The sequence below is a fragment of the Streptomyces sp. NPDC004327 genome (genome assembly GCF_042873935.1).
Classification (GTDB): domain Bacteria; phylum Actinomycetota; class Actinomycetes; order Streptomycetales; family Streptomycetaceae; genus Streptomyces.
Map to the genome: position 1 here is coordinate 119,796 of NZ_JBIAME010000005.1, position 25,867 is coordinate 145,662.

General features: G+C 74.7%; 27 protein-coding genes. 12 read left to right on the forward strand and 15 right to left on the reverse strand.

The window, feature by feature from the left end:
* Positions 1 to 99 precede the first annotated feature (99 nt).
* From ACFYU9_RS18260 to ACFYU9_RS18270, 3 genes are all read left to right on the forward strand, one after another.
* Complete coding sequence (locus ACFYU9_RS18260; RefSeq protein ID WP_389206979.1) at positions 100 to 996, forward strand: LysR substrate-binding domain-containing protein; 897 nt, start codon at positions 100 to 102, stop codon at positions 994 to 996.
* A 350-nt stretch (positions 997 to 1,346) separates the two neighbouring features.
* Positions 1,347 to 3,176 carry an AMP-dependent synthetase/ligase gene (locus ACFYU9_RS18265; RefSeq protein WP_389206981.1) on the forward strand — a complete coding sequence of 610 codons (1,830 nt, stop codon included), beginning with the start codon at positions 1,347 to 1,349 and terminating at the stop codon, positions 3,174 to 3,176.
* Between the two features lie 305 nt (positions 3,177 to 3,481).
* Positions 3,482 to 4,276 carry an aldo/keto reductase gene (locus ACFYU9_RS18270; RefSeq protein WP_389345654.1) on the forward strand — a complete coding sequence of 265 codons (795 nt, stop codon included), beginning with the start codon at positions 3,482 to 3,484 and terminating at the stop codon, positions 4,274 to 4,276.
* A 15-nt stretch (positions 4,277 to 4,291) separates the two neighbouring features.
* Here the strand turns inward: ACFYU9_RS18270 and ACFYU9_RS18275 are convergent, their stop codons facing one another.
* On the reverse strand, positions 4,292 to 5,296 hold the full coding sequence (locus ACFYU9_RS18275) for a class I SAM-dependent methyltransferase (RefSeq protein ID WP_389345368.1): 1,005 nt from the start codon (positions 5,294 to 5,296) through the stop codon (positions 4,292 to 4,294).
* A gap of 84 nt (positions 5,297 to 5,380) precedes the next feature.
* Positions 5,381 to 6,310, reverse strand: coding sequence for an AraC family transcriptional regulator (locus tag ACFYU9_RS18280; RefSeq protein ID WP_389206985.1), 930 nt, complete (start codon positions 6,308 to 6,310; stop codon positions 5,381 to 5,383).
* Positions 6,311 to 6,391: 81 nt separating this feature from the next.
* Here ACFYU9_RS18280 and ACFYU9_RS18285 point away from each other — a divergent pair, with 81 nt between their 5' ends.
* Positions 6,392 to 7,300 carry an NmrA family transcriptional regulator gene (locus ACFYU9_RS18285; RefSeq protein WP_389345369.1) on the forward strand — a complete coding sequence of 303 codons (909 nt, stop codon included), beginning with the start codon at positions 6,392 to 6,394 and terminating at the stop codon, positions 7,298 to 7,300.
* 12 nt (positions 7,301 to 7,312) lie between these two features.
* Here the strand turns inward: ACFYU9_RS18285 and ACFYU9_RS18290 are convergent, their stop codons facing one another.
* Positions 7,313 to 8,332 (reverse strand): helix-turn-helix transcriptional regulator, encoded by a 1,020-nt coding sequence (locus ACFYU9_RS18290; protein ID WP_389345370.1) that lies wholly within the window; start codon positions 8,330 to 8,332, stop codon positions 7,313 to 7,315.
* A 39-nt stretch (positions 8,333 to 8,371) separates the two neighbouring features.
* Between ACFYU9_RS18290 and ACFYU9_RS18295 the strand changes: the two genes are divergently transcribed.
* The gene (locus ACFYU9_RS18295) at positions 8,372 to 8,890 is read left to right on the forward strand and encodes a hypothetical protein (protein ID WP_389345371.1); all 519 of its coding nucleotides are present in this window, start codon (positions 8,372 to 8,374) and stop codon (positions 8,888 to 8,890) included.
* On the opposite strand, the gene ACFYU9_RS18300 is transcribed toward ACFYU9_RS18295, so the two are convergent.
* Positions 8,815 to 9,606, reverse strand: a complete 792-nt coding sequence (locus ACFYU9_RS18300) for a class I SAM-dependent methyltransferase (protein WP_389345655.1) — start codon at positions 9,604 to 9,606, stop codon at positions 8,815 to 8,817. The two genes, ACFYU9_RS18295 and ACFYU9_RS18300, sit on opposite strands and share 76 nt — an antisense overlap.
* A gap of 35 nt (positions 9,607 to 9,641) precedes the next feature.
* Entirely contained in the window at positions 9,642 to 9,944 is a 303-nt protein-coding gene (locus tag ACFYU9_RS18305; RefSeq protein WP_389345372.1) for a 4a-hydroxytetrahydrobiopterin dehydratase, read from the reverse strand.
* 121 nt (positions 9,945 to 10,065) lie between these two features.
* On the opposite strand from ACFYU9_RS18305, the gene ACFYU9_RS18310 reads away from it, so the two are divergent.
* On the forward strand, positions 10,066 to 10,887 hold the full coding sequence (locus tag ACFYU9_RS18310) for a helix-turn-helix domain-containing protein (RefSeq protein ID WP_389345373.1): 822 nt from the start codon (positions 10,066 to 10,068) through the stop codon (positions 10,885 to 10,887).
* Here ACFYU9_RS18310 and ACFYU9_RS18315 read toward each other — a convergent pair.
* A complete protein-coding gene (locus tag ACFYU9_RS18315; RefSeq protein WP_389206998.1) occupies positions 10,877 to 11,302 on the reverse strand; it encodes a hypothetical protein in 426 nt (141 codons plus the stop codon). The genes ACFYU9_RS18310 and ACFYU9_RS18315 overlap by 11 nt on opposite strands.
* A 250-nt stretch (positions 11,303 to 11,552) precedes the next feature.
* On the opposite strand from ACFYU9_RS18315, the gene ACFYU9_RS18320 reads away from it, so the two are divergent.
* On the forward strand, positions 11,553 to 12,764 hold the full coding sequence (locus tag ACFYU9_RS18320) for a low temperature requirement protein A (RefSeq protein WP_389345374.1): 1,212 nt from the start codon (positions 11,553 to 11,555) through the stop codon (positions 12,762 to 12,764).
* A 59-nt stretch (positions 12,765 to 12,823) separates the two neighbouring features.
* Here ACFYU9_RS18320 and ACFYU9_RS18325 read toward each other — a convergent pair whose 3' ends face one another.
* From ACFYU9_RS18325 to ACFYU9_RS18345, 5 genes are all read right to left on the reverse strand, one after another.
* On the reverse strand, positions 12,824 to 12,979 hold the full coding sequence (locus ACFYU9_RS18325) for a hypothetical protein (RefSeq protein WP_389207002.1): 156 nt from the start codon (positions 12,977 to 12,979) through the stop codon (positions 12,824 to 12,826).
* Between the two features lie 52 nt (positions 12,980 to 13,031).
* The gene (locus ACFYU9_RS18330; RefSeq protein WP_389207004.1) at positions 13,032 to 13,349 is read right to left on the reverse strand and encodes a hypothetical protein; all 318 of its coding nucleotides are present in this window, start codon (positions 13,347 to 13,349) and stop codon (positions 13,032 to 13,034) included.
* A gap of 83 nt (positions 13,350 to 13,432) precedes the next feature.
* The gene (locus ACFYU9_RS18335; protein WP_389207006.1) at positions 13,433 to 14,860 is read right to left on the reverse strand and encodes an amino acid permease; all 1,428 of its coding nucleotides are present in this window, start codon (positions 14,858 to 14,860) and stop codon (positions 13,433 to 13,435) included.
* Between the two features lie 66 nt (positions 14,861 to 14,926).
* On the reverse strand, positions 14,927 to 17,188 hold the full coding sequence (locus ACFYU9_RS18340) for a phage holin family protein (RefSeq protein WP_389345375.1): 2,262 nt from the start codon (positions 17,186 to 17,188) through the stop codon (positions 14,927 to 14,929).
* Positions 17,189 to 17,443: 255 nt separating this feature from the next.
* Complete coding sequence (locus ACFYU9_RS18345) at positions 17,444 to 17,848, reverse strand: hypothetical protein (RefSeq protein WP_389207009.1); 405 nt, start codon at positions 17,846 to 17,848, stop codon at positions 17,444 to 17,446.
* A 176-nt stretch (positions 17,849 to 18,024) separates the two neighbouring features.
* On the opposite strand from ACFYU9_RS18345, the gene ACFYU9_RS18350 reads away from it, so the two are divergent.
* Both ACFYU9_RS18350 and ACFYU9_RS18355 read left to right on the forward strand, forming a co-directional pair.
* A complete protein-coding gene (locus ACFYU9_RS18350; RefSeq protein ID WP_389345376.1) occupies positions 18,025 to 18,807 on the forward strand; it encodes an MBL fold metallo-hydrolase in 783 nt (260 codons plus the stop codon).
* Positions 18,808 to 18,844: 37 nt separating this feature from the next.
* Positions 18,845 to 19,624: a DedA family protein gene (locus ACFYU9_RS18355; RefSeq protein WP_389345656.1), complete on the forward strand. Its 780-nt coding sequence runs from the start codon at positions 18,845 to 18,847 to the stop codon at positions 19,622 to 19,624.
* On the opposite strand, the gene ACFYU9_RS18360 is transcribed toward ACFYU9_RS18355, so the two are convergent.
* Together ACFYU9_RS18360 and ACFYU9_RS18365 are read right to left on the reverse strand one after the other, a co-directional pair.
* Complete coding sequence (locus tag ACFYU9_RS18360) at positions 19,625 to 20,776, reverse strand: MBL fold metallo-hydrolase (protein WP_389345377.1); 1,152 nt, start codon at positions 20,774 to 20,776, stop codon at positions 19,625 to 19,627. It abuts the gene before it with no gap.
* 52 nt (positions 20,777 to 20,828) lie between these two features.
* Positions 20,829 to 22,076 carry an aminotransferase class I/II-fold pyridoxal phosphate-dependent enzyme gene (locus tag ACFYU9_RS18365; protein WP_389345378.1) on the reverse strand — a complete coding sequence of 416 codons (1,248 nt, stop codon included), beginning with the start codon at positions 22,074 to 22,076 and terminating at the stop codon, positions 20,829 to 20,831.
* Between the two features lie 223 nt (positions 22,077 to 22,299).
* On the opposite strand from ACFYU9_RS18365, the gene ACFYU9_RS18370 reads away from it, so the two are divergent.
* Positions 22,300 to 22,572, forward strand: coding sequence for a transposase domain-containing protein (locus tag ACFYU9_RS18370; protein WP_389345379.1), 273 nt, complete (start codon positions 22,300 to 22,302; stop codon positions 22,570 to 22,572).
* Here ACFYU9_RS18370 and ACFYU9_RS18375 read toward each other — a convergent pair.
* Together ACFYU9_RS18375 and ACFYU9_RS18380 are read right to left on the reverse strand one after the other, a co-directional pair.
* Positions 22,521 to 22,955: a barstar family protein gene (locus tag ACFYU9_RS18375; RefSeq protein WP_389345380.1), complete on the reverse strand. Its 435-nt coding sequence runs from the start codon at positions 22,953 to 22,955 to the stop codon at positions 22,521 to 22,523. The genes ACFYU9_RS18370 and ACFYU9_RS18375 overlap by 52 nt on opposite strands.
* Before the next feature lie 209 nt (positions 22,956 to 23,164).
* A complete protein-coding gene (locus tag ACFYU9_RS18380; RefSeq protein ID WP_389345381.1) occupies positions 23,165 to 24,334 on the reverse strand; it encodes a sulfite oxidase in 1,170 nt (389 codons plus the stop codon).
* Positions 24,335 to 24,569: 235 nt separating this feature from the next.
* Here ACFYU9_RS18380 and ACFYU9_RS18385 point away from each other — a divergent pair, with 235 nt between their 5' ends.
* Together ACFYU9_RS18385 and ACFYU9_RS18390 are read left to right on the forward strand one after the other, a co-directional pair.
* On the forward strand, positions 24,570 to 25,100 hold the full coding sequence (locus ACFYU9_RS18385) for a GNAT family N-acetyltransferase (protein ID WP_389345382.1): 531 nt from the start codon (positions 24,570 to 24,572) through the stop codon (positions 25,098 to 25,100).
* Between the two features lie 142 nt (positions 25,101 to 25,242).
* Positions 25,243 to 25,770, forward strand: a complete 528-nt coding sequence (locus ACFYU9_RS18390; RefSeq protein WP_389345657.1) for a GNAT family N-acetyltransferase — start codon at positions 25,243 to 25,245, stop codon at positions 25,768 to 25,770.
* Positions 25,771 to 25,867: the final 97 nt, after the last annotated feature.

The window sequence follows — 25,867 nt, forward strand, 5'->3', positions numbered from 1 at the left end:
AATCCCGTACAGCGCACTGACTGTCATCACGTTCCGCGATAACGGTGCTCTCCAACGGGCCTCTCCAGCGGCCCTTTCCCACGGCGCTATCGTCGGAGTGTGTACGAGCCGACCCAGCTGCGCACCTTCCTCGCGGTCGCGCAGACCCTGAGCTTCACGCAGGCCGCCCGGCGGCTGGGGCTGCGCCAGTCGACCGTCAGCCAGCACGTGCGGCGCCTGGAGGAGGCGACCGGCCGTCCCCTCTTCGTCCGCGACACGCACGGAGTGGAGCTGACCGAGGACGGCGAGGCCATGCTCGGCTTCGCCCGCTCGATCCTGGAAGCGCACGAGCGGGCGGCGGCCTTCTTCACCGGGACGCGGCTGCGCGGCCGGCTGCGGTTCGGCGCATCGGAGGACTTCGTGGCGACCCGGCTGCCGGAGATCCTGGAGAGCTTCCGGCGCGAGCACCCCGAGGTCGACCTGGAGCTGACGGTCGAGCTGTCGGGCACGCTCCAGGCCCGGCTGGAGGCGGGCCGGCTCGACCTCATCCTGGCCAAGCGGCGCGGCGACCAGCCGGAGCTGGGCGGTGAGGAGCTGGTCTGGCAGGACGTGCTCGTCTGGATCGGCGCGCCCCGGCTGCGGCTCGACCCGGACCGTCCGGTGCCGCTGATCGTCTTCCCACCACCCGGCATCAGCCGGGCCCGCGCCTTCGAGGCGTTGGAGGCGCAGGGCCGGCCGTGGCGGATCGCGTGCACGAGCACGAGCCTGAGCGCCAACGTGGCGGCCGCCCGGGCGGGACTCGGCGTGATGGCCCACACCCGCGGCCTGATGCCGCCCGGCCTGGTCGAGCTGCCGGCCCGGACCGGGCTCCCGGACCTCGGCGCCGTCGACTTCGTGCTCCGCAAGGGCCGCCGGCGCGGTGCGACCCAGGACGCGGCGGACGCCCTGGCCGCGGCGATCCTGGCGGGCGGCGACCGCCTCCAGCGCCCGCGCGGCGGACAGCGGCACGAGACCTAGGGCGCGGGCGCGGCATAGGGCGCGGGCGCGACCTAGGGCGCGGGCGCGCGGGACCGGCGTCCTCTCCTGTTCACTCCCGTCTCACCCGCCACGCCCGTCCACCTGCGGCGACCCCGCGTCGCCCCCGTGATCAGCGCGTACAGATTCCGTGGAGATTCACTCCCACCAGGGCTTACCGGCGGTCACGCAACGGCGCCCCAAGGCCCCTCACTTGCCCGCTCCCCCGTCCCTGACCTGCCGAGACGCGCAATGTCGCGGCTTGGTGAAGGCCCTCCCGCCCGGCTGCGGCGTGGGGTAGGTTCACCCGCGCCGTACGGAGTGCGAGATCGAGCGGGCGAAGGAGCAGGCCAGTGCGCGAGTTCACCGTGCCGCCCGTCGAGGCGGCGCCCCAGGTCGGCGGTCTTGCGGACGTGGTGTTCGACCGGGCCGAGCTGGAGCCGCAGCACGTCGCGCTCGGGCGCAAGGACGCCGGGGGACAGTGGCAGGACGTCACGTCGGCGCAGTTCCGCGACGAGGTCCTGGCGCTGGCGAAGGGGCTGATCGCCCAGGGCGTGCGGTTCGGCGACCGGGTCGCGATCATGTCGCGCACCCGCTACGAGTGGACCCTGTTCGATTTCGCGCTGTGGACGCTGGGCGCCCAGCCGGTGCCGGTCTATCCGACGTCGTCCGCCGAGCAGGTGCTGTGGATGCTGTTCGACGCCGAGGTGACGGCGTGCGTGGTGGAGCACGAGGACCACGCGATGACCATCGGTTCGGTGATCGACCGGCTGCCGCGGCTCCAGCGGCTCTGGCAGCTGGACTCGGGCGAGGGCGCGGTGGCCGAGCTGGTCGCGGCGGGCGCGGAGATCGACGAGGACGTGGTGCACCGGCACCGGCGGGCGGTGACGCCCGAGTCGGTGGCGACGATCATCTACACCTCGGGGACCACGGGCCGCCCGAAGGGCTGTGTGATCACGCACGCGAACCTGATGTTCGAGTCGGACATGGTGATCGGCCGCTGGGAGCCGGTCTTCCGCTCCAAGCCCGGTGACGAGGCGTCCACGCTGCTCTTCCTGCCGCTGGCGCACGTCTTCGGGCGGATGGTGGAGGTGGCGGCGATCCGCGGCGGCGTGAAGCTCGGGCACCAGCCGGTGCTCGCCGCGGCCGCGCTGCTGCCGGACCTGCAGGCGTTCCGGCCGAGCTTCGTGCTCGCCGTGCCGTACATCTTCGAGAAGGTCTTCGACGCCGCCCGCCGCAAGGCCGAGGGCCAGGGGAAGCGGGGCCCGTTCGACAAGGCCGTGGAGGTGGCGGTGCGCTACGCGGAGGCGATGGAGCACAAGGCCTTCGGGATCGGCCCCGGGCCGTCGGCCGGACTGCGCATGCAGCACCAGTTCTTCGAGAAGACGGTGTACGTGAAGGTGCGCGAGGCGCTCGGCGGCCGGGTGCGGCACGCGATGTCGGGCGGCTCGGGGATGGACCGGCGGCTCGGCCTGTTCTTCGAGGGCGCGGGCGTCACGATCTACGAGGGCTACGGCCTGACGGAGTCGTCCGCGGCGGCGACGGCGAACCCGCCGGAGCGCACCAAGTACGGCACGGTCGGCCAGCCCGTGCCGGGCACGACGGTGCACATCGCGGAGGACGGCGAGGTGTGGCTGCACGGCGGCCACGTCTTCTCCAACTACCTGAACAACGCGCAGGCCACCCAGGCCGTCCTGAACGACGGCTGGCTGGCGACCGGCGACCTGGGCGTGCTCGACGAGGACGGCTATCTGACGATCACCGGGCGGAAGAAGGAGATCCTGGTGACCTCGGGCGGCAAGAGCGTCGCGCCGGCCGGCCTGGAGGAGCGGGTGCGGGCGCATCCGCTGGTGGCGCAGTGCATCGTCGTCGGCAACGACCGGCCGTACGTCGCCGCCCTGGTGACGCTCGATCAGGAGGCCGTGGAGCACTGGCTGTCGATGCAGAACCGGCCGCCGCTGCCGCCGGCCGAGCTGGTGCACGACACGGCTCTGGAGACGGAGGTCCGGCGCGCGGTGGTGGCGGCGAACACCCGGGTGTCGCAGGCGGAGTCGATCCGCACCTTCCGGATCCTCGCCCATCCGTTCAGCGAGGAGCACGGGCTGCTGACCCCCTCCCTGAAACTGAAGCGGAAGGCGATCGAGCAGGCGTACGCGGACGAGGTCGCGGCGCTGTACCGCTGATCCGCGGGCGCGGCCGCGGGCCGCTGATCTGCGGGCACGGGCCCCAGGTGCAGGCCGCGGGCGCGGGCCACGGCTGACGGCCACGACTGCGGGCCGCGAGCCCCGGCACCGGTCCCGGTACGGGCCGCGGGTACGGGGACGGCGGGCGGTCCGTCCGGGTCTCTTCGCTGCCCGGCGGAATGCGATCACCGCGGTGATCGTTGACGCTGACAGGAGTACCCGACGACCCTCGAAGACGTAAGGATCCGCCTCTCGTGAGCACGGACAACAAGGTGCCTTTCCTCACCCTCAACAACGGCGTGCAGATGCCGCAGCTCGGCTTCGGCGTCTGGCAGGTCGCGGACGACGAGGCCGAGCGGGCCGTCAGCACGGCCCTGGAGGCCGGCTACCGCTCCATCGACACGGCCGCCGCGTACGAGAACGAGACGGGCACCGGCAAGGCCCTCGCCTCCTCGGGGCTGCGCCGCGAGGAGCTGTTCGTCACCACCAAGCTGTGGAACAGCGAGCAGGGGTACGACTCGACCCTGCGCTCCTTCGACGCCTCCCTCGCCCGCCTCGGCCTCGACTACGTGGACCTGTACCTGATCCACTGGCCGGTGCCGGCGAAGGACGCGTACGTCGACACCTACAAGGCGTTCGAGAAGATCCTCGGCGAGGGCCGGGCGAAGGCGATCGGCGTGTCGAACTTCCTGCCCGAGCACCTGGAGCGGCTGACCGGCGAGACCTCCGTCGTGCCGGCCGTCAACCAGATCGAGCTGCACCCGCAGCTCCAGCAGACCGAGTCCCGCGCGGTGCACGACCGGCTCGGCATCAAGACCGAGGCATGGTCGCCGCTCGGCTCGGGCCGGGGCCTGCTCGAGGTGCCGGCGATCGTGGCGATCGCGCAGAAGCACGGCCGCACCCCGGCCCAGGTGGTGCTGCGCTGGCACCTCCAGATCGGCAACGTCGTCATCCCGAAGTCGGTGACGCCGTCCCGGATCCGGGAGAACATCGACGTCTTCGACTTCGAGCTCGACGCCGAGGACCTGAAGGGCATCGCCGCGCTGGACGAGGGCCGCCGTCTCGGCCCGGACCCGGCCGCGTTCAACATGGGCGCCTGAGCGCCCGCGCGGTCCTCAGCCGGACCGCCGCGCCGTGTGGACCGTACGGGCCATGAGCAGGAAGAGGTCCGGGCGGCGGTGCAGGGAGAGCGCGTCGGCCGGGTCGAGCAGCCGGTCGATCGCGGCGCGGTCGTCGTCCGCGACGCGCTCGGCCAGGCCCTCCCGCAGCCGCGTGTAGTGGGCGACGATCTGGGCGCGCACGGCGTCCGGCAGCGGCGCCGGGACGTCGACGAGGAAGCTGCGGGTGCCGCTGGGCGTCAGGCCGGCGGCGGTGAGCAGGGCGGCCCAGTCGTCGATCTCCTCCTTGCTGTCGGGCAGCGCGGCCCGCATCTCGCCGAACCAGTCGGCGTGGGCGGCGTCGATCCTGGCCTCCAGGCCGGGGCGGCCGACGCCCGCGTTCCACGGCAGGTGGCGGGCGGGCAGGCCGCCCTCGGCGAGGGCGATGACGCCGCCGGGGTTCAGCAGTTCGGCGAAGGAGACGAGGGCGGCCCGCTGGTCGCCGATGTGGTGCAGGGACTGGCTGGCCCAGATCAGGTCGGCGGTGCCGAGCGTGCCGAAGTCCTCGGGGAGTTCGGCGCGCAGGGTGGCGACCCGGTCGCCGAGGCCGCGGGCGTCGGCGCGCTCGCGGGCGAGCGTGAGGAGTTCCGGGGTGGCGTCGACGGCGACGACCTCGGCCTCGGGGAACGCCTCGGCGAGCAGCGCGGTGACGACGCCGGGGCCGCTGCCGACGTCGAGCACCCGGCGGACCCCGCCGGCCGGGGCGAGGGTGGCGAGCCAGGCGGCCGCCTCCGTGTAGAGGGGGCTCTGGGTCTCGGCCTGCCGGGTGAGCAGCGGGGCCAGCTCGGCCCAGTCGAGGTCGGTGTGGTCGTGGCCGTGACCCTGCCCGTGCGAGTGCCCGTGGCCGTGGCCGTGACCTTGGCCGTGCGAGTGCCCGTTGGCGTGCCCGTTGGCGTGCCCGTCGCCGGGCTGCTGGTCCTGGCCGTGCTTGTGCCCCTGGTGGGTCCCGTGGTGTGCGCTCATGGGGACAGACTGCGCCGCCGCTGCCGTACGCGCGAGAAAACTTGCCGAACCGGCAAGCGATCGGTGCCCGGCGCCCGCGGGGGCTCAGCGTCCGCGGTGCTCCTGCGGGCTGACCCCGTGCACCCGTTTGAAGGCCGCGCTCAGCGCGAAGGCGCTGCTGTAGCCGACCTGGCGGGCGATCGACTCCACGGTGGATTCCGTCCGCCGCAGCAGCTCGGCGGCGCGGGCGATGCGCCGGCCGGTGAGGTACGCCATCGGCGGCTCCCCCACGAGGTCGGCGAAGCGGCGGGCGAGCGCGGCCCGGGAGACGCCCGCCTCGTCGGCGAGGCCGGCGACGGTCCAGGGGCGGGCGAGGTCGTTCTCCAGGAGCCGCAGCGTCCGGCCCACGACGGGGTCGCCCATGGCCCGGTACCAGGCGGGCGCGGCGGCCCCGGGCCGGGAGAACCAGGTGCGGACGGCGGCGATGAGCAGCAGGTCGAGCACCCGGTCGAGGACGACGCTCTGGCCGGGGTCCTCGCGGGAGATCTCCTCGTCGAGGAAGGGCATGAGCGGGCAGTTCCACACGTCGCCGGGCAGATGGAGCAGGCCCGGCAGGGCGTCCAGCAGCCGCCGGCCGACCTCGCCGGCCAGTGTGTAGGTGCCGACGAGGACGGTGGTGCCGCCGTCTGCGGCGTTGCCCCAGCTCCGCACGCCCAGGCACATCGACTCCTCCAGCGGGTCGCCGCTGAGGGTGGCGCAGACGCCGCCGGCGCCGATGACGGCGGTGGGCGGGGCGTCGGCGGTGTGGGCGACGGTGTAGGGCTCGGGGCCGCGGGCGATGGCGATGTCGCCGGGGCGCAGCAGCACGGGCGGCCCGCTGTCGGGCACGATCCACGCCTCGCCGTCGGTCACGCACATGAGGCAGAGCGGGGCGCCGTCCTCGATCCGTACGGACCACGGCGGGGCCATCACCATGCGCAGGATGGCGGCGCCCCTGGCCCGGGGACCGTCGAGCAGACCGGCGAGTGCGTCCATGACGGCCAGCGTAGACGCACGCGTATGCGGGTGAGCCGGTGGAGCATGGGATGCGGGCGCCGCCGCCACGAGTCTTGAACCATGACGACGAACACGAACGACACGCAGACGGACAACGCCCGGACGGACGGCGCGCGGACGGACAACGCCCGGACGGACAACGCCCGGACGGACAGCACGCCGACGGTTCTGGTGACGAGCGCGACCGGGAAGACCGGGCGCCGGGTGGCGCGGCTTCTGGAGGAGCGGGGCGTGCGGGTGCGGGCCGGGTCGCGGTCCGGCGCGACGCGCTTCGACTGGGAGGACGCGGGCAGTTGGGCCGCGGCGCTGGCCGGCGCGGACGCCGCCTGTGTGAACTACTACCCGGATCTCGCCGCGCCGGGCGCGGTGGCGGCGATGCGGACCTTCGGCGAGCTGGCGGCGGCGCACGGGGTGCGGCGGCTCACGCTGCTGTCGGGCCGTGGCGAGCCGGAGGCGGTGGCGGCCGAGGAGGCGCTGCGGGAGGCCGCCGCCGGCACGGAACTCACCGTCGTGCGGGCCTCGTTCTTCTCGCAGAACTTCGACGAGGGTCTGCTCGCGGAGGGCGTCGCGGCCGGGACGATCGCGATTCCCGGGGGCGACACGGCGGAGCCGTTCATCGACGCCGACGACCTGGCGGAGGTGCTCGTGGCGACGCTGGTCGAGGACGGGCACGCGGGTCTGGTGCACGAGCTGACCGGGCCGCGGGCGCTGACCTTCGCGGAGGTGGCGGCGGAGATCGGTCGGGTCTCGGGGCGTCCGGTCGCTTACGTGCCGATGAGCGAGGCGGAATACGCGGGCATGCTGGCGCAGTTCGGGATGCCCGAGGGCGAAGCGGCCTGGCTGGCGGGCCTGTTCGCGACGCTGCTCGACGGGCACAACGCTCCGGTCACCGACGGCGTGAAGCGGGTGCTCGGCCGCGAGCCGCGCGACTTCTCGCTCTACGCGGCCCGGGCGTTCGGCAGGGAGTAGGCCGGGCGCGGGTCAGGCGTAGCGGGTGGCCAGGGTCCGCACGGTGACGGCGATCCGTTCACGCAGGTCCTCGGGCGCGAGGACCTCCACCTCCGCGCCGAGCGCGAGCAGGGTGTCATGGGCGTGCTCGGGGCTCTCGACGGGCAGGGTGCAGCGGGTCCAGCCGTCGGGCCCGGGGACGCCGTTCTCGGCGAGCGCGCGGGCGGCGGCGCCGGTGAGCCGGGCCGCGCCGCGCGGGGAGATCCGGACGACGGCCTCGCCCTGGTGGAGCCGGGCGTGGAAGTCGGCCTGGCTCGCCCGCCAGTGGGCGGCCAGGTCGAAGTCCTCGGGGACGACGGCCTCTTCGTCGAGGACGGAGAGGCCGAGGATCTGGTCGACCCGGTACGTGCGCGGCCCGGCGCCGCTCCCGGACCCGCCCCCGGACTCGGTCCCGGCCCCGCCCCCGGACCCGCTGTCCCGCTCGGTCCCCGCCACCAGGTACCAACGGCCGGCCTTGAGCACCAGGCCGTACGGGGCGAGCCGCCGGTCGACGTCGGTCGGCTCCTTCCAGCGCCGGTAGCGCACGGCGAGCATCCGCCCGGCGCGGACGGCGTCGGCGACCGCCTCCAGGAACGGGGACCCGGCGTCCTCCTCGGCGTACCAGCCGGGTGCGTCGATGTGGAAGCGGGCCCGCAGCCGGTCCACGTGCTCGCGCAGCGGCACCGGCAGGGCGGCCCGCAGCTTCAGCTGGGCGTCGGCGAAGTGGCCGCCGAGCCCGAGCCCGGCCGCGGCGGCCGGGAGTCCGGCGAGGACCAGCGCCTCGGCCTCGCGCTCGCACAGGTCGGTGAGCCGGGAGCGGTTGCCGGAGAGCAGCTGGTAGCCGCCGCGGTGCCCGGCGTCCCCGTACAGCGGCACTCCGGCGGCGTGCAGCGCCTCGACGTCCCGGTAGACGGTGCGGACGGAGACCTCGAGTTCCGCGGCGAGCCGGGCGGCGGTCATCCGGCCGCGGGTCTGGAGCAGCAGCAGGATCGTCAGAAGGCGGCTGGACTTCACTGACACAAGATGTCAGTGAAGTGTTCCTACAGTCCAGGCATGGCTTTCCGCGAGAAGAACCTGATCGTCCTGCCGCCCGTCGAGATCGCCGGCCGGTACGTCAAGCGCTACCACGTCCCCGCCCTCGGCTCGGCGGGCATCGAGCCCGAGGTCGAGAAGGCGGCCTACGCCGTCCTGCCCGAGCTGTTCCCGGAGCCGGACGGCACGCCGCCCGCGAGCTTCGTGGTGCTGCACCGGGGCGGCGACACCGGAGCGTACCTGAACGCGTACAACTGGACGTGGGACAGCGTGCTGCACTTCGCGGGCGCCGCGGCCGGCCAACCGGCCCTGGACTGCCCGGACCTGGACCCGACGCACTTCGTGAAGAGCGACCCGGGCGTCCGCAACTGGATAGGCTGCGTGTGGGAGTTGGGGCCGTTCGGACACGAACGCGACGCCTGGATCAGGCACATGCTCGCCCCCGGGACCCCGGACCTGGCGGGCTACCTCGGGGACGCGTTCCCGTCGGACGTCACGGGGCCCGCGGTGTCCGTCGCCCCCGGCGCGCCCTTGACGTAGCAGGCGAGCCGGTACGCGGGGTCGGCGCGGGGCCGGTCCTGGTCCGGCAGGGCGGCGAGGGAGGCGGCCAGGTCCGCCACGGTCGCGGGGGTGCCGTGGAACCAGGAGGCGTAGTGGCCGGCGCGCAGCTTCTCGGCCGTGCCGCGCGGGCTGGTGCCCTGGCCGTACCCTGTGAAGGTGGTGCCGGGCACGGGGGCGAGGCCGTGTGCCGCGGCGTACGCGGTGACGCGGTCGGCGCGGTCGGAGCCCGCGCCGGACGCCCGGTGCGGGCGGAGCGCGGCGTCGATGTCGCTGCCGACGTCGTGGGCGGCGTCCTTGTCGACGGTGGTGACGAAGACGCCGCCGGGGCGCAGCACCCGGGCCGCCTCGGCGACGATCTCCGCCGCGAACGGCACCAGATGGAGCAGCCACACGGCGCTGACGGCGTCGAGGCTCGCGTCCGGCAGCGGCAGCCGGCGGGCGTCGGCGCGCACCGCCTTGCCGGGCAGGCGTCCCGCGGCGGTCCGCAGCATCGCGTGGGCGGCGTCGGCGCCGTACACGGTGAGTCCCGGCCGGGTGAGGCGCTCGGTGACGAGGCCGGTGCCGCACGCGAGGTCGAGCAGGGTGCGGGTGCCGGGCGGCAGCAGCCGCAGCACGGCCTCGGCCGCGGCGGCGGCGCGCGGCACCCCGCCGCGGGTCTCGTCGTAGTGCGCGGCCTCGGCCTCGTAGTCGAGAATCGTGGTCTCCCCCATGGGGGAATCGTAGTTCGGCCTCAGCGTGCGCCGTGGCCGGGCGCCACCGCCTCGACGCGCTCGGCGAGTTCGAAGTCCTTCTCGGTGATCCCGCCGGCCGAGTGGGTGTTCACGGACACGGCGACCGTGTTGTAACCGAGCGTCAGATCGCTGTGGTGGTTCAGCTCCTGCTGGATCTGGGCGACGTGCACGACGAGCGCGGTCGCGGCGAAGTGGTCGGCGAGCTCGTAGCGGCGGGTGATGCGGTCGCCGTCGAGTGACCAGCCGGGAAGCTCCCGCAGGCGGTCCTCGATCTCCTTCTGCGACAGGGGCTGAGTGGGCACGTGTGCTCCCTCCGATGAGGTGCGCCGGCAGGCGCGCTGGGCGTTGCGGGGCGTGCGGGGTGGTGTCGGAGCGGTCCCGGGGAGAACGTACCCGGGTCCCCCTCTGGGATACCGTCTGCCCATGACGACTGTCGCGACCGACACGGGTGTGGGCCCTCTGCTGCGCGGATGGCGGGAGCAGCGGCGGCTCAGCCAGCTGGAGCTGGCGCTGCGCGCGGACTCGTCCGCGCGGCACATCTCCTTCATCGAGACGGGCCGCTCGCGACCGAGCGAGGAGATGATCCTCAAGCTGGCCGAGCACCTCGACGTGCCGGTGCGGGACCGCAACGCCCTTCTCCTCGCGGCCGGTTACGCTCCGCGCTACGCCGAGTCGGCGCTCGACGATCCGCGGCTGGAGACGCTGCGCGAGGGCATCGAGCAGCTGCTGCAGGGTTACGAACCGTATCCGGCGCTCGTCGTGGACGGCTCGTACACGGTGGTGGCGGCCAACCGGGGCATTCAGCTGCTGCTCGCGGGGCTGCCGGAGCATCTGCTGACGCCGCCGCTGAACGCCATGCGGATCACCCTGCACCCCGAGGGCCTGGCGCCGCGCATCCGCAACCTGCGCGAGTGGCGCGGGCATCTGCTCGCCCAGATGGAGCGTCAGATCGGGCTCGCCCGTTCGGAGGCGCTGCGCGCGCTGTACGCGGAGGTGTCGGCGTACACGCTGCCGGAGGGGACCACGGACCCGGACGACCGGGAGGACCCGGAGCCGTACCCGTACTTCGCGCTGCCGCTGCGGATCGAGCACGACGGGCACGTGCTGTCGTTCGTGTCGTCGATCTCGACGTTCAACACGCCGATGGACGTGACCGTCGCCGAGCTGGCCATCGAGACGATGCTCCCGGCCGACCCGGCGACGGTCGCCTACCTCCAGTCCCTCGCGCGGTCCCTCAACGAGTAGCGGCGGCGACGGCCCGCAGCGCGGACCACTGGAGCCCGGCGAAGCCGGCGACGGTGACCGCCTGGAAGAGCGTCCACACGGCGCCGGCCGTGGTGGGCGCGAGCCAGTCGACGAGCGCGACGACGCTCAGCACCGCCCACAGCAGGTTGGCGTCGACGACGAGCCTGACGCCGAGGACCGGCGGCTGCGGGCGGCTGGCGAGCCAGGCCACGCCGGCCGCGTACGCGGTGAGGAAGACGCCCAGTTCGAGCAGGAGTCCGCGGTCGACGCCGAGGAGTTCGCCGAGCGGTCCGGCGGCGGCCAGGTAGGCGAGGCCGTTGCCGCCGGTGACGACGGCGTCGAGGGCGAGGAAGCGGCGCAGCATGGACTGCGGCTGGGTGGTGCGGGAGAGACCGGCGAGCAGGGCCTGGGACATGGCGGATCACCCTCCTGGGAGGCGTATCTGACGGCTTGGGGCCCGGGCCCCGGGCGGAGTGCGCCGCCCGGGACCCGGTGCTCACGAGGATGCCGGTGGCCGGAACTCGGGTCGATTACGTCAGAGGTAATGAGGCCCTGAGGGGGTTCCTTCGACGGTAGGGTTCGCGCCGGGTTGGCCGGATGACAGCGGCCTCGGCACAGCAGCGGACTCAGGGGGAAACACCGTGGCGGGCAAGGGGCGGTCGCACATGGTCGCGACCGGGCAGGAACACCGGGTCACTCCGGCGGAGCTGTTCTTCGATCTGGTCTTCGTGTACGCGATCACGCAGGTCACGTCGCTGATGGCGGGCGCGCCGTCGCCGGTGCGCGTGGTCGGCGGGATGACGGTGCTCGCGCTGCTGTGGTGGTGCTGGTGCTGCTTCTCGTGGCTGGGCAACGTGGTGCGGGCCGACTCGGGCGGGCTGCTCGGGGTGCTCGTCACGGTGATGGCCGTGGTCTTCGTGGTGTCGCTCGCGGTGCCGCAGGTGTTCGCGGACGCGGCGGGCGGGCTGCCGGCGCCGCTGGTGTTCGTGCTCAGCTACGGCGCCGTACGGGTGCTGCACCTCGTCTCGTACTGGATCTCCAGCCCGGGCGACACGGCCCTGCGGCGCACGCTGCGGCGGACGGCGCTGCTGTCCGTGGCGCCGCCGTTCGTGCTGCTGCTCGTGGGCTGCGCGTCCCACGGGGTGCCGCGGCTGCTGCTGTGGCTGGGCGCGGTCGTCATCGACTACGGCGGGATCTACGTGACCGGCTCGACCGGCTGGCGGATCAACTCCCCCGGGCACTTCTCCGAGCGCTACGGCCTCATCGTGATCATCGCGCTCGGCGAGTCGATCGTGGCGATGGGCGTCGGCATGGCCGGATATCCGCTGACCCCGGCCGTCCTCGTGGCGTGCGCGGCGGGGCTGCTGCTCGCGGCCGGGCTGTGGGCGCTGTACTTCCGGCGGTTCGGGGAGCCGGCCGAGCACCGGCTCGCGGCGCTCGACGGCGACGAGCGGACCCGGTTCGGCCGGGACGTGTACACCTTCCTCCATCTGCCGCTGGTCGCGGGCGTGGTGCTGTGCGCGCTCGGCATGAAGAAGGTGCTCAAGCAGGTCGCGGACACCGCCGACTACGGGCTCGCCGAGCCGCTGCACGGCACGGTGGCCTGGTCGCTGACGGGCGGCGTCGGGGTGTTCCTGCTGGGCGCGGCGGCGATCGTGCTGCGTTCCTCGCGGCCGCGGCCGACCGCGCTGCTCGTGGCCGGTGTGCTCTGCCTGTTCGCCGGTCCGCTGGTCGCCCGCGTCCCCGCGCTCCTCGCGCTCGCGCTCCTCGCGCTGGCGGTGCTGGGGCTGGTGGCGGTGCACGGCCGCGGGACGCACACGGCCGGCGCGGACGGCGCGGACGGTGCGGACGGGGCGGACGGCGCGGACGGCGCCTGAGGGCCGCGGAGGTCTCGACCGGCCGGGGGCGCGGGGCGGCCGGCCGGTCGAGATGCGGGTCAGTCCGTGCGGCCCTTCCGTTCCTCGGACCTGACGGGTGTGACGGGCGGCTCCGTCGCGCGGTCCTGCTCGGTACGGGCGTCCTTACGGCGGTCCTGGCGCGCGGCCTCCGCGCGCAGCAGTGCGTTGAGCACGGCGAAGGGGTCTGCGGGCATGGCGAAGCTCCTTGCGGTGGAGGGGTGATGAGGTGCGGAGGCCTGGGGCCTCTCAGCACCGCATCACCGTCGACCGGGGAGCGTCGGTGCGCGCAGGGTGCGGGGGCGGTACGGGACGGGGCGCGGCGGACGTCGTCGGCGCCTGGCGACCGGGCCGCCGGGCGGAAGCGGGACGCCGCGCCTCGCGTACGGGAGCGGTCGCCTGGTGCTGTTCGGCGGCGTCGTGGGTCTCCGCGCCGGGGTCGGCGGCCGCGCTGACACCGCGCGGGCCCGCCTCGGCGACCGCCGCCGCTCCGGCGCCCGCGCCCGCGCCGAGCAGCGCGGCGAGCACGAGCAGCACCGCGAGCGCGCACCGGACGGGGGGCCTCACGGTGATCCGTACTGCCCAGCCGGACGGCCGGGCCTACCTCGCGGGCCCGGATTTCACTCCATCCGGGGTCACCCCGTCCGGGGTCACCCCTCCGTGACGGGGGCGGTCTCGGCCGCGCGGCCCTTGCGGGCGGCCATCACCGCGTACACGAGGACGCCGGCGAAGAGGAAGAGCACGCCCTGGTAGACGGCCGCGTAGCCGGCTCCGGCGACCAGCCACAGCGAGAAGCCGAAGGCGGCGAGGGCGAGGAAGCCGTCGCGGGCGAGGCGGGCGCGGGAGACCTTCTCGCGCTGCCCGGAGAGCAGGAAGAATATCTGCGCGGCTGTGGAGAGCAGGTAGGGCACGGTGGCGGTGAAGGTGGTGACGAGGACCAGGATCTCGAAGACGCCCTGGGTGCCGGCCGTGTAGTTGTAGACCGTCAGGAGGGAGGCGAGGACGACGGTGACGATCACGCCGACAGTGGGTACGCCCCGCCGCTTGACCGTGAAGACCTTCGGGAACAGGCCGTCGCGGGCGGCCGCGTAGGGCGCCTGGGCGCTGAGCAGGGTCCAGCCGTTGAGCGCGCCGAGGATGCTGACCATCGCCATGCAGGCGACGGCGGCGCCGCCCCAGGAGCCGCCGAACATGATGTTCGTGGCGTCGGAGAACGGCGCGGCGGAGTGGACGAGCTTGTCGTGGGGGACGGTGCCGAAGACGGACAGGGTGCCGAGCAGGTAGACGGCGGCGGCGCCGAGGGTGCCGAGGACGGTGGCGCGGCCGACGTTGCGGCGCGGGTCGCGGACCTCGCCGGCGCTGACGGCGGCGGACTCGACGCCCAGGTAGCTGAAGAGCAGGATCGCCGCGGAGGCGGAGACGGCGCCGAACGGGCTGCCGCCGCTCGCCTGGAAGGGTCCGAGGTTGGCCGGGTCGAAGAAGAAGAGCCCGCCGACGGCGACCAGGATCAGCGGCACGAACTTCAGCACGGTCGCGACGACCTGCACCGCGCCGACGTAGCGGGTGCCGGCCAGGTTGGCGAGGCCGGGCAGCCACTGGAAGGCCAGCGCGGCGGCGATGGTGGCGAGCTTCGACTCGTGGACGGGGACGAGCACGTCGAGGTAGCCGACGGCCGCGACGGCGAGGGCCGCGTTGGAGACCCAGGCGGTGATCCAGTAGCTCCAGGCCGCCAGGAAGCCGGCGAAGTCGCCGAAGGCGGCGCGGGTGTAGACGTACGGGCCGCCGGTCTGCGGGAGACGGCGGGCGAGCCGACCGAAGACGAGCGCGAGGGCGATCGCGCCGAGGGTGAGCACGCCGAAGGCGACCAGGCTGATGGTGCCGAAGGGGGCGACGGAGGCGGGGAGCAGGAAGATGCCGCCACCGATGATGTTGCCCATGACCAGGGCGGTCGCGACGGGAAGTCCGAAGCGGCGGTCGTGCTTGCCGGCCTTCGGCCGCTCGGGTTCCCGCGCTTCCCCGCCGGGGGCCGGGGTGGAGGTCGTCGGGGTGGGGGTGGTCCCGGTGGTGGCCGTGCTCATGGGGTGGTGCGCGCCTCTCGTCGTACAAACGCCCCCATCGTCCGGATGGCGGGACGGCGCTCCAAATCAGCTGTTTTTGTCCCGCGTGACGGGCCCTTCGACCGGAAGAAATGCTTCCGGACCCTCGCTCGACGGGGAAATCTCCAGCGGCACCTGCGGGCCGCCCTGACTCTCCCGCAGCCAGCCCCGCAGCACCTGGTGCACCTGCTCCGCGCCCACCAGATCCGCCGGCGGCGGCGTCAGGCCGCGCGGCCAGAGCAGGAAGGGACGCCCCTGCTCGCCGCCGAGGCCGCCGTGCGAACCGATCTGCTCCTCGAAGGCGTGCACGGTGCCGGCCTCGGGGTCGTACCTCGAGTTGATCATGATGTCGGCGACGTGCGGGAAACCGTCGGTGCGCCGCACCGCGTCCGCCGCGCCCGGTCCGAAGCCGGCGAGCGGCCCCTCGTCGTCGGCCAGGCGCGCGAGCGGCACCTCCACGAGGTCGGCGCCGCCGTGCGCGCTGTCGTTCTCGTGCGCGCTCTCGGGTCCGCCTTCGGGTGTGCTGTCGTGCGCGCCGTCGCGGGCGAGCACCACCGAGCCGTGTGCCTCGCTCGCCACCAGCAGGAAGCCGATCCCCGGGTGCAGGGCGAGGGTCCGGAGCAGCCCCGGGTGGAGCCGGTCGATCTCCTCGCGGTTCATCCGGTGCGGCACCCCGGGAAAGGAGACCAGGCCGAGGTTGCCGGAGGCGAGGACGACCGGTTCGGGCGCCCGGGCCGCGGCCACCGCCGCCGCCTCCTGCCCTTCCGCGCCGGCCTCGCCCGCCTCGTCGACCGGTGGCCGGTGCAGGGCGCTGCGCAGCGCGTCGCGGGCCGCGTCCCGGGCCTCCGAGCCGCCGCCGGACTCCGTGCGCGGGTGCCCCCGGCGGGTGCGGCGCACCCGGCGCGGCACGGGCAGACCGCAGCCGGCCCGGACGAGTTCCCCGAGCGTCAGCCCGTACGCCGAAGCGAAGGTCTCCCCCGGGCTCTGCCCGTGGTCGGACAGGAGGACGATCCGGTACGGGCGGGGCGCGTGCTCGGCGACCTTGGCGATCAGCGCGAGGGCCCGGTCGAGGCGGCCGAGGACCTGGTCGGTGTCGCGGCCGCGCGGCCCCGAGTGGTGGGCGACCTCGTCGTAGGCGACCAGGTCGGCGTAGACGACGCTGCGCCCGGCGAGCATGTCGCCCATGACGGCGGCGACCACCACGTCCCGCTCGACGACCGTGGCGAAGGCCCGGACGAAGGGGTAGAGCCCGCCGCGCGAGACCCGCGGCGACTCGCGGCGCAGCCGGGCCCGCAGCGCCTGCCCCACCTCGCGGACGGCCTCGGCGACGAAGGAGCCGGCGGTGCGGACGGCGTTGGCGGCATCGGAGAAGTACGCGAAGTAGCCGGCCCGCGAACGGTTGCGGCGGCCCCGGCGGGCGGCCATCGACAGGACGAGCGCGAGCTGGTCGGCGCCGCCGCTGAAGAGGTTGCCGCGGGAGGCGCCGTCGAAGGTGAGCAGCCCGCCGTCGCCGGTCCGCTCCACGGCGCGGCGCTGGAGTTCGGCGGCGCTCGCGGGCCGGTTGGAGACCATGAGCCGGCCGGTGTCCTTCTCGTACCAGCGGAAGGCGGGCACGTCCTCGTTGGACCCGTGCAGGATGCCGAGCTGGCTGGCGCCGGTCTGGCTGGACCAGTCGGTGCGCCACGCGGTGAGGGTGTGGCCGTCGGCGAGCCAGTCGGCGACCGTGGGCATCCGGCCGGCGGCGACGGCGTCGCCGAGCACCCGGTGGCCGACGCCGTCGAGTTGGAGGAAGACCGTGCCGGGCGCGGGCTCGGCGCCCGCGCGCGCGAGCCGGGGCCGTTTGCGGTCGGTGAGCCGGTAGAGCCGGCGCCGGTACGCCTCGTCGTCGCGGACGGCGAGCGCGGTGGAGGTGGCCGAGGCGACGGCGGACATCACGGCGGCGACCACGACGGCGGTCTCGGGCGTGGCGGCGCCGCCGCCCTCGGGGATCAGACGGAGCGCGAGGAGCAGCAGCGAACCGTTGAGGAAGAACACCAACAGGCCCAGCAGCAGGGCCGGTACGAGCAGCAGGGCGCGCACGATCAGCGGCCAGACGAGCGCGGAGAGCACACCGAAGGCACCCGCGGCCCAGACGGCGGTGAGAGCGACCTGGGTGACGCTGTCCCCGGAGGCGGACTGCAGCCGGAAGTCGGGCAGCACGCCGGCCAGGACGAGCATCGTGAGCGTGGACACCGCCCACACCGTGACGACCCGCAGCAGGGCGCCGCCGGCACTCCGCCAGCGGTCGGGACCCCCGCGCCTCTCACCCACGCCTGGTTCGCCTTTCACCCGTTTCCTGCCTCAAGCGTGGCACAACGGTCCGGGACTTCCGACGCGATGGACGAGGGGAAACGGGCGCCCGACGGCGCGGCGGGGCAGCGAGATGGCTAGATGGCGAGATGCCCGGGTGGCGGGGTGGCGAGGGCAGCGGCCGGGCGGAGTCGAGCAGCCGAGGAGCCGGGCGGGCGGGGGCACGGACGGGCGCGCGGGCGGGCGCACGGACGGGCGCGCGGGCGAGCGGGGCGCTCAGGAGCCGTCGTAACCGGCGGTGGGCATCGACAGCCTGCGGTGCACCCCGGCCTTCATCGGCGCGTCGTACGCGGGTTCGATGAAGCCCGCGGTCTCCAGTCGCACCCCGCGCCGCGCGCACTCGTCGAAGAAGCGCGGCACGTCCGTCAACGCGCGGGCGAGAACTCGCTCGTTCGGTGCGACGAAGAGGTTCACCGCGCCCTCGTCGACGTCCGACCAGAGGGCCTCGTGGTCGGGCCTGATGCCGTAGCAGAACAGCTTCCTCGTCACCGTGTAGCCCTGGTCGCAGGCCCAGCGGACGCACATGGCGTGCTGGGTGCGGGTGTCGACCAGGAAGGGGTCGTCGTCGAGCTCTTCGAGCGGGGTGAGGCTGGCGATCGCCGCCACCCGAACGTCGTCCATGGACCGACCCTACTGCGTTCCCCGGGCCCCGAGGAGGGGTCCGGTATACCAACTGGGGTCGGTCCGGTGAAGACCGGCCACACCGGCGGCTCCGGACATTTACCCTCGTTACGGAAGGGCCACGGCTTCCCGGCAGGGAACCGGGGCCGGGACCAGCGGCGAGGGGAGAAGGCGGCGTGCCGGTGGAGGTCACCTGGTGGGGTCATGCCACGTGCACGGTCGAGGACTCCGGGGTCCGCTTCCTCACCGACCCGCTCTTCGCGCCCCGGCTCGCCCATCTGCGCCGCCGCCGCGGCGCGCCGCCACCGCCCGAGGCCGCCCGCGCCGAGGCCGTGCTCGTCTCCCATCTGCACGCCGACCACCTGCATCTGCCCTCGCTCGCCCGGCTCGCCCCCGGCACCCGGCTGATCGTGCCGAGCGGCGCCCCGCGCGCCGTACCGGCGCTGCGCCGGCTGCCCGCCGAGCGGGGCCTGAACCTGACCGAGATCGTGCCGGGCGAGGAGGTGACCGTCGAGGGCGTGACGGTACGGGCCGTGCCCGCGCGGCACGACGGACGCCGGCTCCCGGTCGGCCCGCACTGCTCGCCCGCGCTCGGGTACGTGGTGGAGGGCGAGGCCCGCACCTACTTCGCCGGCGACACCGGGCTCTTCGACGGCATGGCGGAGGCGGTCGGCCCGGTGGACGTGGCCCTGCTCCCGGTCGGCGGCTGGGGCCCGTACCTCGGCCACGGCCACCTGGACGCGGGCCGCGCCGCCGAGGCACTCGCCGCGCTGTCCCCGGCGGCCGCGGTGCCGGTGCACTTCGGCACGTACTGGCCGATCGGCATGGACGCGGTCCGGCCGCACGAGTTCCACTCCCCCGGCGACGAGTTCGTCCGCCACGCGGCCCGGCTCGCGCCGAAGGTCGCGGTGCACCTGCTGGAGCACGGCGAGCGGGTCCGGCCGGAGGTGGCGCGGTGAGGGTTCGAAGAGCCGCGCGGGCGGGTGGCGGACGGTGATCGGCCGTCTGGTGGCGGCGGTGCGCGAGCTGCCGCCGGAGTCCACGCAGCAGGCCGTCGGCTATCCGTCGCTCTTCCTGCTGGTGGCGCTGGGAGCCCTGGTGCCGGTCGTGCCGACCGGCGCGATCGTCAGTTCGGCCGCGGTGGTGGCCTTCCACCAGTCGAACCCGCTGTCCCTGCTCTATGTGTTCCTGGTCGCCTCCTCCGCCGCCTTCCTCGGCGACCTGGCGCTGTACTGGCTCGGGCAGCGCGGGGTGCGGTCCCGGGGCGGATCCCGGTGGCTGGCGTCGCTGCGCGGCCGGGTGACGCCGGAGCGGCTGGCCCATGCGCAGGAGCGCCTGGAGAGCCACCAGGTGCCGGTGCTCGTCCTCTCCCGGCTGATGCCCGCCGGTCGGATCCCGGTGATGCTGGCGTGTCTGCTCGCCGGGATGCCGCTGCGGCGCTTCGCCCGGGGTGATCTGCCGGCGTGTCTGGCGTGGGCGGCGACGTACCAGCTCATCGGCATCCTCGGCGGTTCGCTCTTCCCCGAGCCCTGGGAGGGCGTGGTGGCGGCGGTGGGCCTGACGGTGCTGATCAGCGCGGCGCCGGGGGTGTGGCGGCGGCTGCGCGGACAGCACCGGGATCACCAGGAGCACCGGGATCACCAGGAGACGCCCGCCGGGAACGAGCACCCGGGGCCCTCGGACTCTTCGGGACCCTCGGGACCCGCCGGCTCCTCTGGATCCACTGGCTCCTCTGGATCCACTGGCTCTTCGGGACCTGCCGGCTCTCCGAGGTGATCAGGCGGCGAGCACGCGTGACGCGCCGACGCCCAGGTCCCACAGGTCCTCGCGGGCCAGCCCGGCCTTCTCCCAGGCGGTGCGGACGCGGGTGAGGGGTTCGAGCACGGGCTCGGCGGAGAGGACGAAGGTCGCCCAGTGCATGGGGGCCATCCGGCGAGCCCCGAGGTCCTGGCAGGCGCGGACGGCCTCCTCGGGATCGGCGTGGACGTCGCCGAGCCACCAGCGCGGGTCGTAGGCGCCGATGGGGAGGAGGGCGAGGTCGATGCCGGGGTGGCGGCGGCCGATCTCGCCGAACCAGTGGCCGTAGCCGGTGTCGCCCGCGAAGTAGACCCGGCGGCCCGCCCGGTCGCCGAGCACCCAGCCGCCCCACAGCGAACGGCACGTGTCGAGCAGGGTGCGCTTGGACCAGTGGTGCGCGGGCACGAAGTCGAAGCGCACGCCGCCGAGTTCGGCCGCCTCCCACCAGTCGAGCTCGGTGACCCGGCTGAACCGGCGCCGGGTGAACCAGCGGCCGAGTCCGGCGGGGACGAAGACCGGGGTGCGGCGCGGCAGCCGCTTGAGGGTGGGCGCGTCGAGGTGGTCGAAGTGGTTGTGGCTGATGACGACCGCGTCGACCGGCGGCAGGTCCTCCCAGCGGACGCCGACCGGGGTGAGCCGGGCCGGGGTGCCGAGGATGCGGCGGGACCAGACGGGGTCGGTGAGCACGGTGAGGCCGCCGATCCGCACCACCCAGCTGGCGTGTCCGGCCCAGGTGACGGCGACCGTGTCCGGGCCGGCCTCGGGCAGCGGGCCGGGCTCGAAGGGGAGCAGCGGGACGTCCCGGAGTCCGTCCGGCGCGGGGCGGAGGGCGCCCTCACGGGCGAGCCGGGCCATGGCGCGGACGCCGGGCAGCGGCGCGGTGAGCCGGTCGGCGAAGCTGCGGGGCCAGTCGTGGCGGAGCCGGCCGAGGGGCTGAAGCACGGAGGGCGGGGAAGGGGAGGGCGTGGAAGGCGCGGAGGGCGTGGAGGGCGTGGAAGGCGTGGAGGGCGTGGAGGGCGGCGGCGCGGGAGCGGTCGGGTGCGAGGTGCCGGCGGAGTGCGGAGTACCGGCGGAGTGCGGGGCGCCGGCGGAGTGCGGGGTCTGGGGCGGCCGGGCCGTCTGTTCCGTCATCTCTGCTGCCTCCGTCTCGTGCGCTGCCGCGTCTGTTCCGTCGACCGGCCGTCTACCGGCCCTGCTGGGGGGCGAGTTCGTCAAGGGACGCACCGAACCGGCCCAACGCCGCCGCCACGTGCGGCAGTTCCTCGGGCCGCGGGAAGGTGAGGGCTTCCGTCCGTTCTTCCACGGTGGTTCCCAGGAAGGCCGCGGTGTCGAACCTGACGCGCAGCGCGCCGAGTTCGTCGCCGAAGCGGTGACCGCCGGGCACGGGGGTGCCGAGCCGCGCGGTGAGGTGGTTCTCGAGTTCGAGGGAGTCGGTGACGCCACGGGCGGCGAGTCCGGGACGCAGCGGCCCGAGGTCGGCGTAGAGGTGCCGGCCGGCCTGCGGGGGCCTGGCGAGGGCGCCGGCGGCGAGCACGGCCCGGTGGGCGGCGGCGGCCACGCGGCCGTGCAGGTGGGCGGTGAGCCGGGCCCGTACGGTGACGTCCTCGGGTTCGTCGAGCGCGTGCGCGGCGGCGGGTGCGAACGGGCCGGGCACGAGGGCGCCGAGCGCGGTGAGGATGTCGAGCGTACGGGCGCGGGGGTCGCCGTAGCCGTCGGCGCGGGCGGCGGCGGCCGGCGGGAAGCGGGCGACGGCGCAGGGCCAGGCGGCGGGGGTGAGGGCGCCGGCGAGGTCGGTGAGGACGGTGACGTCGTCGGGGCACATCTCCGCGGGGCTGAGCAGCACGGTGTCCTGGGGCCGGTGCAGGGTGTCGCGCCAGGTCTCGTCGCTGATGATGTGCAGGCCCTCGGCGACGGCGGCCTCGCACGCCTCGCGGAGGATCTCGGGCGGGGCGACGGTCGCGGTCGGGTCGTCGGCGACGGAGAGCAGGAGCAGCCGCGGGTGGCCGCCCTCGGCGCGGACCCGGCGGATGGTCTCCAGGAGGGCGTACGGGTCGGGCACGCCGCCGCATTCGGCGGGAGTGGGCACGTGGTAGGCGGGGCGGCCGAGCAGCCGGGCCTGCGGGGTCCACCAGGCCGGGCACGGCCGGGGCAGCAGCAGGTCGCCGCCGTGGGCGGCGATCAGGGCGAGCAGCAGGGGCGGGGCGCCGGGCGCGGCGACGACGTCCTCGGCGTGGGTGCGCAGGCCGCGCCGCCACCAGTAGCCGGCGGCGGCCTCGCGGAGCACGGGCCCGCCACCGGGCGGTTCGGGCGCGGTGCGGTCCGCGGCGGCGGCGAGCACGGCGGCGAGGCGGGGCAGCACGGGCAGTCCCGGCTCCGGCGCGGGCGGCCCGTACCGTACCGGGCCGCGTCCCTCCGGGGCGGTCTGCCGCATGTCCCGAACCTCCCGAGCCTCCCGAACTCCCGAACCTCCGTACCGGCCCCGAGCGCCGTCAGGGCCCTTCGGTCCACAGAGCCTTTATACGGAGGTTCGGGGTGATTCGCCCCTCGGGCGAGGTTCGGAGGATCGGACGGGGGCCTGGCCGGGCCGACGCAGTTGCCTTTGAGCCGGGGAGATCGTTGCGCCGCGTGTGACGGGGTGGGGCGCGGGCCAGCGGGTGCGGACCGGGATCCTGACGAAGGTGTTCACCGCTGAACCGGTCGACGCGGCGATAGCCGAGCACGACCGGGCCGAGCGGCGCCGCCGCCTCCTGCCGGCGAGGCTGGTCGTGCACTTCGGCCTTGGCCCCGTGTCTGTTCGCCCGGGATCGTACGGAGTCGGCCCCGAAGGCCAGGCGGCGACCGCCTCACGGAGTGACGGGGCGCGCGAGCCAGTCGCTCAGCCCTCCGCCGACGCCGCTTCTCCAGCGCTCGGGGCCGGGGCGATGTAAACCGAGACCCGCGTCGGCCTTCCGCTGGTGTATCGGTCTTCGGCGAGGGACTCGGCCACGTCTCGGAGGACGTCCAGCGCGATCCAGAAGTCACCCTCGGCACCCGCGACGGGCCGGGCGTCGGGCCAGACGATGACCGCACGGGGAGACTTCAGCTCGTGGAGCCCGCCCCAGAGGGAATCCGAGAGGGCGTCCCAGACCATGCGGGGCCCGAGCGGCGGGTCCAGGGGAAGTGACTCCCGCACCGCCCCGAAGAATGCTTCCTGGTCGGTCCGCCCGGCGGTGGAGAGCGTGAACACAGGAACGCCCTGGCGGGCGGCCTCGTCGAGTACGCCGGGAATGTCCGCGCCGGAAACCTCGTGGAGGCCTCTGTCGATCACCATGCTCAGAACCGTACCGATGCGTCCTCCCGGTCCGGATCACTCCCGCTGGTCAGCGGGTGACCGGGCCCACGGTCGGGGTTCGGCAGCCAAGACAACTGCATTGCATCGGCCTGGCCGGGCCCCCGGACGCGCGCCGGGCGGGACCCGGACCGGGCGTCGGACGGGCCCCGGACGGACGTCGGACGGGCCCCGGAGGCGTCGGGCAGGGGTCAGACGAGGGTGACGGGGTGACGGACGACGGCGTTGAAGAGGTAGCCCTGGGTGTTGGGCACGGCCCGCTCGGGCTGGGTGTTCCCGTCCGCGTCGGTGACGCGTGCGAGCAGGGTGGCCGGTCCGGGGCGGTGCGGGTGCCAGGGCGCGGTCCAGCGGACCCAGCCGTTCCGGCGCGGAGCGTCGAGGAGCCGGGCGGGCCGCCAGTGGGCGCCGCCGTCGACGGACACGTCGACCTCGCGGACGGGCGCGAGCGCGGACCAGGCGCGGCCGGTGAGCCGGTGCGTGCGGCCGGTCTCCAGGGTGGCGCCGAACGGCAGCTCGTAGGCGCTCTTGAGGGTCTGGCGGGTGAGCGGGGCGCTGCCGCCGGGCGGGTAGGCCTCGCCGAACATCCGGTAGTACTCGGTGTTCCACGGCGAGGCGAGCGGGGCGCGGGACACCTCGATGTCGCCGAGCCACTTGATGGACGCGATGCCGACCCAGGACGGCACGACGAGCCGGACCGGGTGCCCGTGGTCGTACGGCAGCGGCTCGCCGTTCATCTCGTACGCGAGGATCACGTCGTCCAGCGCCTTGGCGACGGGCAGCGGGCGGCGCACCCGGCCGAGGCTGACGCCGCCCGTGACGTACTCGTCGTCGAGGCCGCGCGGCATCACGTCGACGGCGTCGCCGGCGATCCCGGCGAGCCGCAGCACGTCCGACAGCCTGGCCCCGCGCCAGCGCGCGGCGCCGACCGCACCGAGCGTCCAGGGCGTGCCGGTGACGGTCTCGCCCTGCTGGGTGGCGTAGAGACTGCGGCCGTTGCCGGCGCACTCGATGAGGGCCGTGCGGGTGACGGCGGGCAGGTCGCGCAGCTGCCCGTGGGTGAAGTGCACGGGACCGCCGCCGTGCAGCCCGTCGCCCCAGACGGTGAGCCGCCAGCCGGTGGCGTCGAGGACGGGGGTGGAGGTGTGGTTGCGGACGAAGAAGCGCGCGTTGGGCGTGAGCGAGCCGGTGTCGGCGAACGACTCGTAACGCGCTTCGGCGTTGGTGCCGCGGAGCGTGAAGTACTCGGGCGGCAGCGGCTTGACGATGCCGGTGGCGGCTGCGGCCTGGGGCACTGCGAGCGCGGAGAGGGCGGGCGCGGCGGCGAGCGCCTTGAGCAGGGTGCGACGAGCGGGCGCGGTCATGGGGGCCAGGGTAGGCGCGGGACGGGAGCGGCGGCGGGCCGTTCACGCCCCTGTCACGTGAAGATCCGTCAAGTCGTCGCGACTCGGTCCGAATTCCGCGATCGCTGCCGGGACCGTGTCGGGGCACATCGAGGCACGTCGAGGCACATCACGGTATGACGGGGTACATCAGGTCGTGTCTGGGCCTGTCGGGGCGCGTCGGGGCACCGTCGGCACGATGAGGCAGCCTGTACGGATGACCGCACCCGAACCGCACCTTCTCACCGCCGCCCCGCTGCGCGGCCCCCGCCTCGATCTGGAGCCGCTGCGGCTCGACCACGCCCCCGAGATGGCCGAGGCCCTCGCCGACCCCGCCCTCCACGCCTTCATCGGCGGCGCGCCACTCCCCGAACCCGCCCTGCGCGCCCGCTACGCCCGCCTCCTCGCCGGCCCGCCGGAGCCCCGCACCGCCGCCTGGTGCAACTGGGTGCTCCGGCTCCGCGAGACCGGCGCGGCGGTCGGCACGGTCCAGGCCACGGTGACGGACGGCGCCGCCGAGATCGCCTGGGTCCTCGCCACCCCGTGGCAGGGCCGCGGCCTGGCCCGCGAGGCCGCGGTGGCCCTCGCCGACTGGCTGCGCGCACAGGGCGTGCCGCGCCTGGTGGCGCACGTCCATCCCGAGCACCACGCGTCGGCGGCGGTGGCGCGGGCGGCGGGGCTCGCTCCGACGGAGGCGTTCGAGGACGGTGAGCGGAGGTGGGAGTGGCGGCGCGGGGCCGACGGGTAGCCGGGGCGCCGGCGCCGGGAAACCCGTGGCCCGCACGCCCCGGCACCACCGACAATGCGACATGACACCCGTGCCGCCCGTGCCGCCTGTGCCACCTATGCCGCCCATGACATCCATGCCAGCGGTGCCACCCGTGCCATCGATGACACCCGTGCCGATCCGCATCGCCGGCGCGTCCGACGCCACCGCCCTCGCGACCGTCCATGTCCGCTCCTGGCAGGCCGCCTACCGCGGCCTGGTCCCCGCCGCGTATCTCGACGGCCTCGACGTCGCCGAACGGGCGGCGGTGTGGCGCGACCGCCTGTCGTCGGCCGACGCGCCGACGGTGCTCGTGGCGACGAGCGAGGCCGGGACGGTACGGGCGTTCGCCTCCTTCCGGGCGTGGCCCGGTGGGGAGTTGGACCCGGCGGTCACGGCGGAGCTTTCCGCGCTGTACGCCGCGCCGGAGGTGTGGGGGCGCGGCGTGGGGCGCGCGCTGCTCGGGGCGACGGTCGCGGCGATGGGAGCGGCCGGGTTCCGGGAGGCCGCGCTGTGGGTGCTGGAGGGGAACGGGCGGGCGCGGGCGTTCTACGAGGCGGCCGGATGGCTCCCTGACGGCGTGTCCGCCGTCGAGGAGACGGGCGGCCTGCCGCTGCGCGAACTCCGTTACACATGCGGCCCGTTCAGCTGACTCGTCCACATGATGAGAACGGGGTCTCATCATGCGAATGATCGGCGTACCGTGATCAGCACGCACCACACCGCACCACACCGCACCGCACCCACTC